Here is a 14,199-nt window from a genome sequence, read left to right on the forward strand (position 1 = left end):
TTAATCAAATGCGGTTTCATGAGAAATAACCTTCCTATTAACGATCAGTTAAAATCGGATAGCAAGGTTATTCGATAGGATGATGTAATTGTAAGAACGATTTAGGAACGAAACCTGTAACCATTATTCCTCACCTCGAATTTCCATTAAAGGTATCATATTACAGGAGTAGTTGCAATAGTTTGGATAAAATCAACGGCTTGTCTAATTGAAGTCAGCCGGAACTTTCTGCCGCAGCAACTTCCGAACCATCGGCATTTTCCAAATCGCAAATCCAATAAGTGCACCCATCATATTCAAAATAAAATCATCAATGTCAAAGCTGCCCCGCATGGTAACCAGTTGAATGGCTTCCAGGGCAAATAACAATATAATCATGGATCCAGAAAAAAGGCTGATTCTATCCAGCCTTCTAAAGAAGAATGGCAGATACACTCCCATTGGCAAAATTAAAACCAAATTGCCTGCAAGATTTTTAATTGGGATATCCCTATTCATTGATCCATCAAAAATGGCTGCCACATAGGTACCTATAGTTTTGAAGGGAACAAAGTTGGATGAGCTTTTTATGTATTCCACCAGCGACAAGTCTGTAAAGCCAAGCCCTCTTTGCCCAAAAAATAAGATAACCAGTACTGCTCCCGAATAGATGATAAAGCTAATGATCAATAAAAATGTAAAGATTTTCTGCATATGATCCTCTAAATCCCCTTAATTTTACTTTTATCTATTAGACGATATTCGATACACATAAGTTTCCAGTAACTTAAAATTAAACTCCCTCACCCTGTTTATTCCTTTTTCAGTCTTTCCATCCGCTGCCTGTGATTTGCGTCAATCACCACATCACCAACACCCATCGCAATCAGTCCGTTCAGCAAAGCAAAAATGGGTATCATCAAATTCCCCAAACCTCCTGCAAAAATGGCCAATAATAATAGCAATGACACTAAAGAAAACAAAAGCCATTCCTAATAAGTATAATGCTCTGCCAACAAACAATTTTATCTGCTCCCTTTATATTCTCTATGTCTTTTTTTTATGTATCGTTGTTTATGTAAAAAATGTCGCTTTCCCGCTTAACCTTAACTGATGGATAATAGACCATGTATCCATTTGACACTCCAAAATTTGGAGCATTCCTGTAGGGAATAGACCAAATACTCCGGAGTCACTTCTGAATTTGGTGCATTTCTGCAAAGAATAGACCAATCTGTCCGGAGTCACTCCAAAATTTGGAGCATTCCTGCAAAGAATAGACCAATCTTTCCGGAGTCACTTCTGAATTTGGTGCATTCTGTAGGGAATAGACCATTTTTCCGATCTCCACCTCAGAATTTGGTGTAATACCACTATGAATAGACCAAATACTCCGGAGACACTCCAAAATTTGGTGCATTTCTGTTGGTAATAGACCATTTTTCCGATCTCCACTTCTGAATACGGTGCATTCCTGCAAAGAATAGACCAATTACTCCGGAGACACTCCAAAATTTGGTGCATTTCTGTAAAGAATAGACCAAATATTCCCGAGTCACTCCAAAATTTGGTCATTCCTATAGGTAATAGACCATTTTTTTGATCTCCACTTCTGAATTTGGTGCAATACCACTAAGAATAGACCAATCTTTCCGGAGCCACTTATGAATTTGGTGCATTTCTGCAAAGAAAAGACCAATTATTCCGGAGTCACTCCAAAATTTGGTGCATTCCTGCAAAGAAAAGACCAATCTTTCCGGAGACACTCCAAAATTTGGAGCATTCCTGTAAAGAATAGACCAATTTCTCGGGAGTCACTTTGGAAGTTTGTGCATTTCTGTAAGTAATAGACCATTTTTCCGATCTCCACTTCTTGAATTTGGTGTAATACCACTAAGAATAGACCAAATACTCCGGAGACACTCCAAAATTTGGTGCATTCTGTAGGGAATAGACCATTTTTCCGATCTCCACCTCAGAATTTGGTGTAATACCACTAAGAATAGACCAAATACTCCGGAGACACTCCAAAATTTGGTACATTCCTATCGGTAATAGACCATTTTTTGATCTCCACTTCTGAATTTGGTGCATTACCACTAAGAATAGACCGAATACTCCGGAGACACTCCAAATTTGGAGCATTCCTGTAAGGAATAGGCCAATTTTTCCAGCATCATTCCTCTATTTGTTCCATTCCACCCTACTTACTTATCGCCTACATTCTTAACGTAACAAATGCAGTCATGAACTCTATTGAACCTGCTTCTCACTTTTTCCTTGTCCGGCCCAGTATAATGGGCAAAGGTTTTCATTAGCCGCAACCCAGCCATTTCAGTTCCTAAAATGCCTTCGTGCTCGTCATGTCCCTCTATGTATACATGTAAGTAAGAATGCATATTTTCAAAGCCGTTCTTTTCATACCACCGGTTCACCCATTTATCATCCCGGGTCCAGGCTTCTAAATAATCCAGTTCCAACTCTGAAGCGATTTTCTCGGCTTCTTGCAGTAACTTAACCGCAATTCCGTTCCTTTGAAAGTCTGGATGGACCGCTATATGCCATATCATCCCGCCGAGGCCTGTGCCTCTCGAACAAAACTGCCTTTCCTTGAGCTCATATTCAATGTCCATAAGGCCGGCAATTTGGTCATCCAACACCGCCACCAATTCAATGGAGGGATTATCATAGGTTTCTTTCTCTCTCAACACATTATCAAAATATGCTGTGTCCAGAAATGATAACACCCTGCACCTGACCCAGCCTTTTTCATCCCATGGATTATACCTTCTGATTTCCATCACTGTTTCCCCCTTTCCTTGTTTATATCATACAAATCTCCTGGATGAATAAAAACCCCTGCAATAGCAACAATATCATAGAATCACGTTGGAAAGGTGGGGGTTAAGGTGAATCAAGAGACAAGGATAGCAAGTAAACTGCAAGAAATGATGACAAGGAATCTGGTCCCTGTTTCGGCTCAGGAAGATATAAACGGGATTTGTGATGAACTAAAGAATGGAACGGTAAACCTGAATGAACTGGAAAACCGGGATCCTTTTGTAGTAGAGATCATTCACAAAGCTATGAAGGAAGCTGGAGAATAACAGTCTCATCATGGTGATCATCAGACATAGAAAAAAGGGCCAGGTCGACTACCTGCCCTCTTTCTCGTGCCTTTGATATAAGTTCCTCTGATTTACGTATGTTCTTCTCCTTCTTTCAATTCCTGTCCAACCAGCTTCTTGACGACAAAATACCCGGCAAAGATAACGGCCATTATGCCAGCGCTGATGAACAGGCCGATCCTTTCACCGTCTTCAAAACCGGCGCCGGTGATGGCAACACCGATCAACACTATACCTAAGTAGGAAGTATAGGGGGAACCCGGCATTTTGAAATAGGTTTTTTTAGATGGGTTTTCTTCATAACTGCGTCTATTTTTGATTTGTGAAGCTAGAATGATCACCCAGTTCATGATCAAGATGATTCCTGCTGCTGTTGTTAAGTACTCGTATACTTTGCTCGGCAGCAGAAAGGAAATCACGATGGTGGCTGCAAGGGCCGCCGCATTCAAGCCGAGTGCGCGGGTAGCGACTCCCCTTTTATTAAAACGGGAGAATTGTTTGGGGGCATCTCCGTCTCTACCAAGAGAAACCACGATTTTTGTAATGGAAAAAAGAGCTCCAACCATAGTTGAAAAAGCGGCCGTGATCAGAATCAAATTAAAAATAGTCCCTATATATGGGATTTGAAAGGCTGTGAGTGCTGTAACAAATGGGCTTTCTTCCTCACTGATGGCTGTCCACGATACCATCGAGACCACAAAGAAAAGGGACAATACGTACATCGCCATCAGGACAACCACCATAGATAACCCTGCTTTTGGTGTATCTGCCTTTCTTTCCAGTTCACTGGACATTAATCCGACTACTGCGATCCCGCCAAAAGAAAACAATACAAAGATCATGGCCGTCCAAGTTCCCATGAACCCATTTGGAAACCAAGTCATCCCATTTTCCATTGATTTCGCTGTATCGACAGGTGAAACCGCCCCAAATAAAAAAAGAGCTCCGAATACAATAAACCCTATCAGTGTTGCTATCTTTACGACGGCAAACAGAGATTCCAGGGTTCCGAAATTTTTAACACCAAGAAGAATAATACTGAAACCCGCCGCTGCATACACAATCATTAACAACCAAAGAGGAACGCTCGGGAACCAGAATTGTGTGAATAAAGAAAGTGCTGTGATTTCACTTGCCATAATCAGTATCCCGGACACCCAATACATCCAGCCGCTCATAAAGCCCATAGACCGACCAAAGGCTTCCTGGGCATATTTTTTAAAAGAGCCGGTACCCTTGTCATGTACAGACATTTCCGCTAAAGCGCTGAAAACTAAAAATGCAATAATCCCGGCAATAAGATAATCCAGCAGGATGGATGGGCCTGCCCTTTCAATCGATAGTCCGGTACCAAGGAAGAATCCCGCACCAATCACCGATCCAATTCCGATCAATGAAAGCTGCCACCAATGAAGCTTGTGGCCTTTTCCTTTCTTCGCCTTTTGCTTTTGCTGCTCCTGAACGGTCTGTTTGACAACATGTTCATTCCGCATTCATTAACGCCTTCTTTCTAAGAGAATCCTGTTACAGTGATTCTTTTCCCTATTTTTTTCTGGATATCCGATAATCTTTTGTGTAATCAGAATATGGTTAGTATATCCTGCAGAAATCCTATAACTCTCAACGCCTGGAAAATTGTCCAAAAAAATAGATGCCTGACCGAGCAGACATCTCTCTAAAGCTTTCCTTATTATGGAGTTTATGTATCCCTACAAATATAATAATCCAGTGAAGCAAAACATGATTGCGCTAATAATGTGGCCAATTCAAGATAAGGATCTTCTTTTATGAACCCCACCAACCAAACTATAGAACGGCAGTAGAAAAAGCCAAAAGTGTATAAGAGTTTATCATTATCTTAAGCAGGTCTATGGTAAAGCTTTCAAATGTTTCAACAACCCACTGTTCAGAGGAGTGAAAAACATACTTCAATAAGTGAATCATAGAAGCTTAATGTATATCACTCCCTTATTTAAGTGTTCTAACGTTGCTATTCAGTTTTAGTACTTTTCCTCACTTCTAGGATTAAAAAATAACAGACCAATCCCCAACAGCATGAAACCAATCCCGATCCAGGATGCCCATGCAAGGCTCTCTCCGATAAAGAACACACCCAAAAGCGCTGCCGTCAGCGGTTCTGCTAATGCAAGAGTTACAGCTGTAGAGGATGGAACATTCACAAGCCCTTTGGCAAAAAGGTAATAGGACAATCCTGTTGCAATCAAGCCGAGATGCAGACTCACTGTCAAACCTCTAAATTCGGTGATCCATGATAGGTCATATAGGAATAACAATGGAAATAACATCAGGGCACTGAGGGTAAATACGACAGCTACTATGGAAATGGATGAATGCCTCTCCACCAGCTTTCCGCTTACAAAGGAATAGCCTGCAAACGATAAGCCGGCACCTAAGGCAAGCAAGACGCCGATAGGGTCCACGGTGACCGAATCTTTAGTTATAAACAGAAGTAAACAGCCGATGATGGATAAGCCTGTAGAAATCCACCATACCCTTCCAGGGCTTTTTTTCAAAAAGAACCACTCGAGTACACCTGATAAGACGGGTGCACTGCCTATGGCGATGACGGTTCCGACGGCCACACCGGTCATGCTGACCGCAGAGAAGAATAAAGGCTGATAACAAGCCATACTGACGGCTGCGACAACGGTTTCCCTTACTGGCCAATCACTGAACTTGACCTTCCCCATCACCAGAATAATGATGAATAATGGCATTCCGCCAAGGGCCATGCGGACTGCCCCGATGACGAACGGATGCGCATCAGCAGGAGCCAGCGTTTGTGCTGTCCCTGTCGTTCCCCACAAAACAGCGGCCACTAAGATCCATAAAGGAGCCAGTGGTGTTTTCATAAGAATCACCCCAATAAAAAGAACTTATACTCATTTTAAAAGAATACAACCTTCATATCTTTACAGAGTTTACGTTCTTTTTTATCCATTCTTAAGCCTTCTGAACTGTTGCGGTGTGATGCCTTCCCACTTGACGAACCATCTAGTGAAAGAAGAAGAGTTCTCGAATCCGATTTCCCCGCTGATTGAAGAAATCGTCCAGGAAGTACTCAATAATAAGGATTTGGCCTCCTTCATTCGCAGTTCGGATATATACTGTTTCGGACTTTTCCCGGTTTTCCGTTTAAACCAGGAAGAATAATAGATGGGGTGATAGTTTTCGATTTCTGCTAACTTGTCGAGATTCAGAGGCTTTTTAAAATGATGATGGATATACTGAATGGATGCCGGCGAAGCCGTCTGTAACTTATGTGTCACGAATCTGGTCAGATCCCGGAGCGCTGCTGATTCGTTGGCGACATTTCGTGCCTCTTCCAAGAGCAAAAACCGGATCGAACTCCACTGCTCGGTTAACGGGATATACATGCTCTCCGTGTTATCCGGCAAGTAGTGCAGCGGAATATCAAGAATCATGAATTCATTTCGTTCGTTGGAATGATAATCGTGGTTCATGTTCGGCGGAAGATAAAAGCAATGGTCAGGAGCGAGGGTCAATGTGTCCAAGTGTGTATGTATTTCGAGTGATCCATGCAAAGGAAAGAGAAACTGGCCGAATCCATGCTGATGTGAGTGAATTTCTTGCGTGTAAGATCTTTTATCACAGACAACCTGACTACTCATACCGATTTTCCCCCGCCTTTCTATTCGCTCTCTCTATTTACTGTCATTTTTCTCAGATCTTCTTACACTTAAGTAAGAAAAAATCAACGCCATTACAATCATTGTTACCCAGTACTGGTTCTCCTTGGCTGCCATCAGGATTCCAGCAACTGAAAACAATATCGACGTGATAAAACCTAGAATTGTTTTAAAATCTTTATATACAGAAAAATTCATGAGTAACCTCCTGTGTAAATAAGGTCCCAATTTTTGATGGTCCACTCAAAAATTGGGATAGGGAGTCATAAGAATTATCTATATGAATCGTGAGTCGGCTGGAACAATTCTTCTGCAGCCTCTCGTACAACCGAAAAGTGTTCCACATTGTAGTGGCCATGAAGTGTCTGGTTGTGATGCTTGATGATTTGTTCTGCACTCAGTACATCATTGTCTGTAGTGGAATGGCCGTCAGCAACCAGTGTAACATCAAATCCGTTGATGGTAGCTGTTCTGACGGCGGTATCAATGCAATGCTCCGTGGCACAGCCCATGATGACCAGATGATTTACTTCGTTTGATTTTAGATGTTGCAACAGCCCTGTTCCATGAAATGAATTGGTAGCAGATTTATCAAATACCCTGGATTCCTTTGGCATATTGATACCTTCATGAACTTGAAACCCTGCTCCCTCTCCTTCAGCAACATCCAGATCCCTGACAAACAGAATGGAAACCGCTGCTGCCTGGGCTTTCTCAATCACCAAATTTATGTTGGACAATAACTGTGTGTTATTAAACACAGCACTTGCTTCCTGATTTCCTTCAATCAGTTCTTGCTGAGCATCAATAATGACTAACGCTTGATTCAAATGATTTTCCCCTTTCGAATGCAGGTAACCGCTCTGCATAAATTATTTAGGCGTATTTCCCATACTATTTTTGTAAACAATCTTTGCACTTTTCATCTTGATCCTCCTAAATAATTCATTGTCCCACCATCCGTAATCGGATTTTTCAGACAATTAAACTTTAACATATTTCACTACCAAAGGATAGAATCAAGGAGAACGCAGAATTTCTCTAGGCTCCGGGAACAATTAGGTAAAAGCAATATAAAACGAAATTCCCCAGCTGACAACAAAAAAGGTTAAGGTAGAGACGAAAAATGGCGTAAACACTTTAATATGTTCAACACTGAAATCATGCTTATAGGCACCATTCGTTACAAATCGTAAACTTGCCCCTGCCTGGTTGATACTCGCTCTTCTCGTAAAAGAAGTTATCCAGCCGATTCCGAAAAAAATTGGTGCGCATATAAAGCTTGTATCAAGTATACTCCATGTCCCGTTGCTGGTAATTAAAAGAACAACCCCCCACTGGATCATCAAGAACACCGAAACCACCAGCAAATAAGCAAACGTTCTTGAAAACTTTGCTTCTATGTATGTAAGTACTTTGTCCTGAGCAATGGCAATGACAATAACAGCCACGACGAAAATCAACGTCGACACTATTCTCAAAATAAACATTCAACTTCATCCCCTTTTTCTCTTTTAAAACATGCTAGATTCTTGCATTATCACTCTCCTTGGATTAGTTAGATTATTTACGGATAATAGCGCCAAAAAGTTTCAAATTATAGAAAAAAAGTTAAAAGATTCCAATAGAATTTCTACAAATCTTTGAGCTGACTTGCAGATTCTCTATAACTAAATACAGCCTGTGGGATAGGTTGGATTGGCGGAATTTTTGGGAGCTATATGGAAGGATTCTGGATAGATTAAACAGAAGAATTGACTCCGCTGAGCGGCGGTTCAGATTGGAGGGCTAATACATGAGACAAAGAAATTACGATGAGCAAAGCGAAATCGATGATGACTTATCGTAAGAAAGGAGCCTAGTTATATTTAGTTCGATCTCCTGCGGATGAAGCGTGACCCTAGCCGCCAATGTTAGCATTTCAAATCGTTCTCGAAAGAGTTTGCATCTAATTTGCCGCCATTAGGTTCCTTCCAATAAAACCTTACCGTATTGTCTTTATTAATTCAGGGTCTGCCTTCAATTCCTTTATGTTTTTTTTATCAAAAATCGACTTCAACTCATGTTTATTTTTCATAAAACTGTAATCGATTTTAACGTGTTTGGGTAGTTCTGTGCTGATTCCTTCTTTTAAAAATAGGTAAAAGCTGGTTGAGCCGCCGCTGGATCGAAGAATCATATAGGACTCGATATCTTCCCATCTTATTACTGTTGCTTTCTTTTTGAACTCGATGATCACTTCAGTGTCAGTCAACATCACAAGTAATGTCGGACGGATCGTTTCTTTCGCTGTATCGATAGTAAACCATACAAACAACAGGAAAAAGAAGGAGCCAATAATCAGTCTCGGCCAGTAATGAACAGCCGTGAAACTAAAATACACTATCCAACCAGCTAATACGGCCAAACCAATGGAGAATATAAACAAAAACGCCATTTGAATTCTTGAATTGTAGAACCTTGTTTCTCCCATTTTATTCACTCCCTGTCAAAGCCATTTAACCGGTAATGGCCCAATATTGCTTCTAAAATAGATCTCAATGGCCAATTAACCGGTTTGCGGTCGAATATCTTGACGAAAACCGAATCTCAACGGCCCAATTAACCTGGCTGTGGCCCAACACCTTTGTGAAAACAGAGTCTCACCTGCCTAAGTAACCGGTAATGGCCCAATATCTTGATGAAAACTGAACCTCAATGGTGCATTCAACCGGTTTATGGTCTAATATCTTGACGAAAACCGTATCTCAACGGACCAAATAACCGGTTTATCGCCCAATATCTTGACGAAAACTGAATCTCAACGGCTCAATTAACCGGTTTATCGCCCAATATCTTGACGGAAACCGAATCTCAACGGCTCAATTAACCGGTTTATCGCCCAATATCTTGACGAAAACCGAACCTCAACCGCCCATTCAACCGGTTTCGGGACCAGCATCTTCAGAAAAGCCGACTCTCAGTTGTCCTCAAACAACGTCAATCACATAATATTTAGAAACTGAGCAAACATCGCAACACACAGGCTAATGAAGACCGTAATCAGCCAATTGATTTTAGCAGTCATCCGCAGCAGAATATTGAGTACTGAGCCAATGACCATACATAAAATGAAGACAAATATAAACATGAGCATGAATTCCATATCCGTGCCTCCCTCCTAAGCACTTTGCTCTTCCACGATCTCAAAAATCCTTGAATACAACGAGTTGATGTACTCATCTTTTTTTTCATCATTGTACAAGCTGAATCCCCAAGACTTTAACGATTCATCTTGTTTAGATGGCAGAATACCAACCGCATAGCTGGTGCCTTTACTCCATTTCCAAGCTTCAGAGTACGTCTCCGTTTCTAAAGTGAACGGTATATGACTTTTTGCAGAAAGGAAGAAATATGGAATATGAGAGTCTAAATACACATCCGCGAAATGACTCTCGGATGCCTTTTGAAGATTATCTTCTGTTACAATGACTGCATCATACGAACGCGAAAGATCATTGCTTAATTCATCAAACGATATTTCACTGAATGTCACCTGCTCTTCTTCAACGACCGGTGGTTCGCCTACAACGGCTATGGTCAATGATCCACCTTCATACACCTCAAAATCGGGATCCGAACTGCAGGCTGATAGTACATGACAAATTAGCAAAACAACTAAACAACAGAAGTGTTTCATTTTCATATTAAGAATCTCCCAACGGAAAAATATAATGTCAGTTTGAGATACTACTCTTCTAAAAACTGAATGATTTCTCTAAAATACTGGTCCTTATCTAACAGGATACGAAACCCTTCTTTAACCACTTCTTTGGTTCCGCTATCCAATGGTGCCCTGATCCAATCGGTGGTTGAGACACCATACTCGATTTCCAATCCACTTTGATAAAAAATCCGCAGAGAGGACAGAAAAGGTCCCCATTCCTCGACTTGGTGACTGCATACAGATTCATAGTTGAAGTCTGAAAAAACAGCCTCCATCACTGCTTTTTTATCTTTTGTAATGATGACCAAGTCAACATCCGAACCTTCGTGATAGTCATCGCTGGCGAAAGAACCGACAATGGCCGCAGCCAGAATGGTATCTTGAGTTTCAGACCAGCTCTTGAAACAACATAAAAGATCAATGGCTTTTTCTTTTATAGACACCTATCATTTCCTCCGTAACTCCATTTAGTTCAAGCTAAAGTGCTTAGAATTAAATAATCCGTCAATAATATGGGGGCTTTGTGTTAATGGCAGTCCGTTTCCCCGGAAGCAGGTCCCCAATCGCAGCACTTGAGGTTTGATTGTTTCTCTTTTATTTTGGCAAAAGAGGGAACAGGACACCCTTCGAATGTTTCAGATTCCTGTTAAGTTAAGCCAAAGAGTGAGAGAGTGCCAGCTATTTGCTGTGCCATTATTTTCCCTCTCGTTTATTCTTCCATAGATTTATAGAATTCAGAACAAACCATCTCTGCAGGCAACTCCATCACCAGTTCTTCTTATTTTTTCTTCGTCCTGCCAAACGCAGCCCTAATGCTAGCCCGATGGCTACTCCCATTGGAATATTGTCCATTGCCGCTCCAATCCCTGCACAAGTGCAAGTCCCATACCAATTCCCAACCCGGTGTTGTCTTTGCTATTTTTATGGTTTCCCATATTTCATCATCCTTGTTTGAAATTTCTGTTATATATGTATTACGGTTTTCAGGATGAAAAGTTTCAAAAATCCTATATCAGTACGGTTTTATAACCAGTGGTTATCGACAAACGACATGGTTTGTAACCAAACTTGTTCCTTTTCATTAGGCTGTTTTCGAATATATTGTTGCTTCCGGAAAAAAATCCCAAAAGCTGGATTTTTCCCTGCATACTACGTTTTTCGCTCTGAACGAAGAGAGATGATCTTTTCTCTCTTGCTAAACAGGGGTTTTTCCGAATCATTACTCCACTATCTTTCGATTCAAACAGCAACAAAGTTTACGAAAAAAACCTTTCATTAAGAATACTTCACAAGCACCTTTACAGGATTAATATCCTTTTTACTAAGCCTCTCAAAACAATCTATCAATTCATTGGACGTAATTTGATGGTCAAAGATCCCGGATAAATAGGGAGCCCTCACACATTCCTCAAAAAACCACTCAGCATGCTTGCGGTAGTCCAAGCCATCACTCGAACCGACGATTCTTAATTCTTTTCTATAAAAGTCCTCATTCAGGTAAAAAAGATCCTTGTTGCCATCGGATAAAATGCATAGTTCCGAATGGGGGGTCAACGCTTTTAACTGGGTTAGAAAGGCCACTTTGCTTGCAGAACATTCCAGTCCATAATCATAATATGCCGAAGGGACTTGTTTGGCTTCGGAATAGGCTGTTTCCGCACCAAAAACAGATGCCAGGTTCCTTCTCCTCTCATCAGGCTCCAGCACATCAACATGCGCCACCTTCATATAGTTTCGTAGAAAGTGAACAGTCAGCAACCCAATAGTACCAGCACCGGATACCAGAACTTTTTCACTCGGTTTTGGATTTAGTTTCATCACACCTTTACCGGCATCACAGGAAAGCGTGTTAAGCAATGCATACTGGTAGTCTAAGGAGATCGGAACCTTCACCGCTTTGGCGGCTTTCACGATACCGACATTTTTATGGCTGTAGAAAGCGAGCACATGGTCCCCTGTTTTCATGTCTGTAACAGCACTTCCTGCCTCGATGACTTCTCCATAGCTTTCGTAACCTGTTTCTCGTGGATAAACAGGATTAGTGTCGGTCACATCACTTTCGCGGTATTGAGGCAGTTCAGCTCCGATACTGATCGCTCCGGCAATTGTCCTGATAAGGATTTCATCGGTTTCCAGTTCTCTCAGATCATTCGTTTTCCACTCTAATTTCTGCTTTCCCGTCAAAATCAATGATTGTTGGATCATATATCTCATTCCTTTTTTTCTTTTTGTTCTGTATATAAGAGGTTCAAGGCATCAAGAATCATGAGATCTGCCAGTGTATGAGTCGACCTATCTGGTAAATTAACAGCTGCGAAGGCATAGATCCATGGATGATCGTTGAAATTCCCCAAAACAATATCGACAACCGCATTCTCCAATCCACCGGTCATATGGTTAAGATGATAATCGGGAATTCCCTCTGCACCCCCTTGCTGCCTTACCAACCCATTGATAATGGGTGACCACATCATCGGGTTCTTTTTATAGTTCATGAAGATATCGATTATTAATTGATGTATATCATCCAGCCTGCCCTTATTTTCAGGATCTCTCGGATTTTCCGTCACGTGGATGGCAGGGTATAATTCCTGGATGCATCCATTGACCTTGTTCCAGCCGCCGCAGTGATTCACTACACTCTTGGCAACTTGACTGTCATGACAGGCAATCATGACTTCAACCGCTTCCCTCAATGACAATGAGCTTCTGTCCTGAAGATGCGGATACAGTTCTTGACTGTCCTCAGCCGGATTAAATGAAATATTCTCTACCACATCATCCCAGGTTAATCCTCCTTTCTCTACCAATCGTGGGATCGCAAATCCAACCGCTGCTTTGGCAGCCGAAGCAAGAGGAGTGATCATCTCTCCATTCATCGACCCGATCACCTCCGCTTTACCAGTCGAGTAAACGACGAGACCTGCCTTTTCCTGTTCTATTTCTCTAAGTATATTCCATGCCTTTTCCAATTTGCTACGTGCTCCTCTCATTTTTAAATTCTATGTACCTATTCGATCAATGGTCTCTGTAATTGTTGAAAACAGTGATGGAACAAGTCTTTTATTCACAATCTGCGAAAAAAATAGAAACTGTGATGGAATGGCTAGCGAGGAACTGCAGTTTGTTATGAGATGTACTGCGATCGGCCAATTCCCAATGCGAACGAATGGCCAGGCCTGCTGGGGATGTATATCAAACAAATCAATTATCAATGGTGGCTTGCTGTCAGATCTTGGCATGCTTCAGCACCTCCATCCTGGCAATCAACAATATTGCTGCCGGCATTGAGAAAGGTCTGACTACTCAAAAATGGTACGCGGGAGATGGAGCATTGAGAGGAAAAGAACTGACCATCACAGTGGATGCCGAACGGGTTTTCCAATAATGCTTAAAGTTTTTTGGAAAGCCATCTCAACTGGTTGGCCTGTTTTGAATCAAACTAATCTTCTACGGTTCTGGAAAAGTCAATAGTCAGTTCTCCCTCTTTCCACAGATAACCGTTCAAATAGGTGGTGTCTTTCCCTTCCAGCCTGTAACTGACAAGGACCTTCCCTCCCTCATTCAGCTTCTCGATGAAATGGATTTCAAAGGTGTCGGTATCCAGCCTTTCACTCAGATCCTGTTCGACCGATTTTTCCAACTTCATTTCATCAATATAGGATGGCAATAATAAAATCAAAGCGAGAAGGCAAAGCCCGAATGCCAAGTATGA

General features: G+C 41.5%; 17 protein-coding genes. 2 read left to right on the plus strand and 15 right to left on the minus strand.

The window, feature by feature from the left end:
- Nucleotides 1-204: 204 nt before the first annotated feature.
- Together AC4E8A_RS11485 and AC4E8A_RS11490 are read right to left on the minus strand one after the other, a co-directional pair.
- Nucleotides 205-693, minus strand: coding sequence for a VanZ family protein (locus tag AC4E8A_RS11485; RefSeq protein WP_490198658.1), 489 nt, complete (start codon nt 691-693; stop codon nt 205-207).
- 1,493 nt (nt 694-2,186) lie between these two features.
- Nucleotides 2,187-2,780 (minus strand): GNAT family N-acetyltransferase, encoded by a 594-nt coding sequence (locus tag AC4E8A_RS11490; RefSeq protein WP_490198659.1) that lies wholly within the window; start codon nt 2,778-2,780, stop codon nt 2,187-2,189.
- A 108-nt stretch (nt 2,781-2,888) separates the two neighbouring features.
- On the opposite strand from AC4E8A_RS11490, the gene AC4E8A_RS11495 reads away from it, so the two are divergent.
- Complete coding sequence (locus AC4E8A_RS11495; protein ID WP_490198660.1) at nt 2,889-3,086, plus strand: hypothetical protein; 198 nt, start codon at nt 2,889-2,891, stop codon at nt 3,084-3,086.
- Between the two features lie 92 nt (nt 3,087-3,178).
- Here the strand turns inward: AC4E8A_RS11495 and AC4E8A_RS11500 are convergent, their stop codons facing one another.
- From AC4E8A_RS11500 to AC4E8A_RS11555, 12 genes are all read right to left on the minus strand, one after another.
- The gene (locus AC4E8A_RS11500) at nt 3,179-4,600 is read right to left on the minus strand and encodes an amino acid permease (protein WP_490198661.1); all 1,422 of its coding nucleotides are present in this window, start codon (nt 4,598-4,600) and stop codon (nt 3,179-3,181) included.
- Nucleotides 4,601-5,107: 507 nt separating this feature from the next.
- Entirely contained in the window at nt 5,108-5,980 is an 873-nt protein-coding gene (locus tag AC4E8A_RS11505; RefSeq protein ID WP_490198662.1) for a DMT family transporter, read from the minus strand.
- An 81-nt stretch (nt 5,981-6,061) separates the two neighbouring features.
- Nucleotides 6,062-6,760: a helix-turn-helix transcriptional regulator gene (locus AC4E8A_RS11510; protein ID WP_490198663.1), complete on the minus strand. Its 699-nt coding sequence runs from the start codon at nt 6,758-6,760 to the stop codon at nt 6,062-6,064.
- Between the two features lie 33 nt (nt 6,761-6,793).
- The gene (locus AC4E8A_RS11515) at nt 6,794-6,976 is read right to left on the minus strand and encodes a hypothetical protein (RefSeq protein WP_490198664.1); all 183 of its coding nucleotides are present in this window, start codon (nt 6,974-6,976) and stop codon (nt 6,794-6,796) included.
- 74 nt (nt 6,977-7,050) lie between these two features.
- Nucleotides 7,051-7,608: a cysteine hydrolase family protein gene (locus AC4E8A_RS11520; protein WP_490198665.1), complete on the minus strand. Its 558-nt coding sequence runs from the start codon at nt 7,606-7,608 to the stop codon at nt 7,051-7,053.
- Between the two features lie 228 nt (nt 7,609-7,836).
- Nucleotides 7,837-8,268 carry a hypothetical protein gene (locus tag AC4E8A_RS11525; protein WP_490198667.1) on the minus strand — a complete coding sequence of 144 codons (432 nt, stop codon included), beginning with the start codon at nt 8,266-8,268 and terminating at the stop codon, nt 7,837-7,839.
- A 494-nt stretch (nt 8,269-8,762) separates the two neighbouring features.
- Entirely contained in the window at nt 8,763-9,251 is a 489-nt protein-coding gene (locus AC4E8A_RS11530) for a hypothetical protein (protein ID WP_490198668.1), read from the minus strand.
- Nucleotides 9,252-9,761: 510 nt separating this feature from the next.
- Nucleotides 9,762-9,923 (minus strand): hypothetical protein, encoded by a 162-nt coding sequence (locus AC4E8A_RS11535; protein ID WP_490198670.1) that lies wholly within the window; start codon nt 9,921-9,923, stop codon nt 9,762-9,764.
- 15 nt (nt 9,924-9,938) lie between these two features.
- Nucleotides 9,939-10,463: a hypothetical protein gene (locus AC4E8A_RS11540; RefSeq protein WP_490198671.1), complete on the minus strand. Its 525-nt coding sequence runs from the start codon at nt 10,461-10,463 to the stop codon at nt 9,939-9,941.
- 44 nt (nt 10,464-10,507) lie between these two features.
- Nucleotides 10,508-10,927, minus strand: a complete 420-nt coding sequence (locus AC4E8A_RS11545) for a nucleotidyltransferase domain-containing protein (RefSeq protein ID WP_490198672.1) — start codon at nt 10,925-10,927, stop codon at nt 10,508-10,510.
- Between the two features lie 832 nt (nt 10,928-11,759).
- Nucleotides 11,760-12,689 carry a zinc-dependent alcohol dehydrogenase gene (locus AC4E8A_RS11550; protein ID WP_490198674.1) on the minus strand — a complete coding sequence of 310 codons (930 nt, stop codon included), beginning with the start codon at nt 12,687-12,689 and terminating at the stop codon, nt 11,760-11,762.
- A gap of 5 nt (nt 12,690-12,694) precedes the next feature.
- Entirely contained in the window at nt 12,695-13,456 is a 762-nt protein-coding gene (locus AC4E8A_RS11555; protein WP_490198675.1) for a serine hydrolase, read from the minus strand.
- 197 nt (nt 13,457-13,653) lie between these two features.
- Between AC4E8A_RS11555 and AC4E8A_RS11560 the strand changes: the two genes are divergently transcribed.
- Complete coding sequence (locus tag AC4E8A_RS11560) at nt 13,654-13,872, plus strand: hypothetical protein (RefSeq protein ID WP_490198677.1); 219 nt, start codon at nt 13,654-13,656, stop codon at nt 13,870-13,872.
- A gap of 54 nt (nt 13,873-13,926) precedes the next feature.
- On the opposite strand, the gene AC4E8A_RS11565 is transcribed toward AC4E8A_RS11560, so the two are convergent.
- Nucleotides 13,927-14,193: a hypothetical protein gene (locus AC4E8A_RS11565; protein WP_490198679.1), complete on the minus strand. Its 267-nt coding sequence runs from the start codon at nt 14,191-14,193 to the stop codon at nt 13,927-13,929.
- Nucleotides 14,194-14,199 lie beyond the last annotated feature (6 nt).

Source organism: Bacillus sp. SRL337 (assembly GCF_984799155.1).

What these genes read in the sequence shown, in the direction of transcription:
- AC4E8A_RS11485 (WP_490198658.1), bottom strand. Translation starts at nt 693, where the DNA reads ATGCAGAAAATCTTTACATTTTTATTGATCATTAGCTTTATCATCTAT.
- AC4E8A_RS11490 (WP_490198659.1), bottom strand. Translation starts at nt 2,780, where the DNA reads ATGGAAATCAGAAGGTATAATCCATGGGATGAAAAAGGCTGGGTCAGG.
- AC4E8A_RS11500 (WP_490198661.1), bottom strand. Translation starts at nt 4,600, where the DNA reads ATGCGGAATGAACATGTTGTCAAACAGACCGTTCAGGAGCAGCAAAAG.
- AC4E8A_RS11505 (WP_490198662.1), bottom strand. Translation starts at nt 5,980, where the DNA reads ATGAAAACACCACTGGCTCCTTTATGGATCTTAGTGGCCGCTGTTTTG.
- AC4E8A_RS11510 (WP_490198663.1), bottom strand. Translation starts at nt 6,760, where the DNA reads ATGAGTAGTCAGGTTGTCTGTGATAAAAGATCTTACACGCAAGAAATT.
- AC4E8A_RS11515 (WP_490198664.1), bottom strand. Translation starts at nt 6,976, where the DNA reads ATGAATTTTTCTGTATATAAAGATTTTAAAACAATTCTAGGTTTTATC.
- AC4E8A_RS11525 (WP_490198667.1), bottom strand. Translation starts at nt 8,268, where the DNA reads ATGTTTATTTTGAGAATAGTGTCGACGTTGATTTTCGTCGTGGCTGTT.
- AC4E8A_RS11530 (WP_490198668.1), bottom strand. Translation starts at nt 9,251, where the DNA reads ATGGGAGAAACAAGGTTCTACAATTCAAGAATTCAAATGGCGTTTTTG.
- AC4E8A_RS11535 (WP_490198670.1), bottom strand. Translation starts at nt 9,923, where the DNA reads ATGGAATTCATGCTCATGTTTATATTTGTCTTCATTTTATGTATGGTC.
- AC4E8A_RS11540 (WP_490198671.1), bottom strand. Translation starts at nt 10,463, where the DNA reads ATGAAAATGAAACACTTCTGTTGTTTAGTTGTTTTGCTAATTTGTCAT.
- AC4E8A_RS11550 (WP_490198674.1), bottom strand. Translation starts at nt 12,689, where the DNA reads ATGATCCAACAATCATTGATTTTGACGGGAAAGCAGAAATTAGAGTGG.
- AC4E8A_RS11560 (WP_490198677.1), top strand. Translation starts at nt 13,654, where the DNA reads ATGGCCAGGCCTGCTGGGGATGTATATCAAACAAATCAATTATCAATG.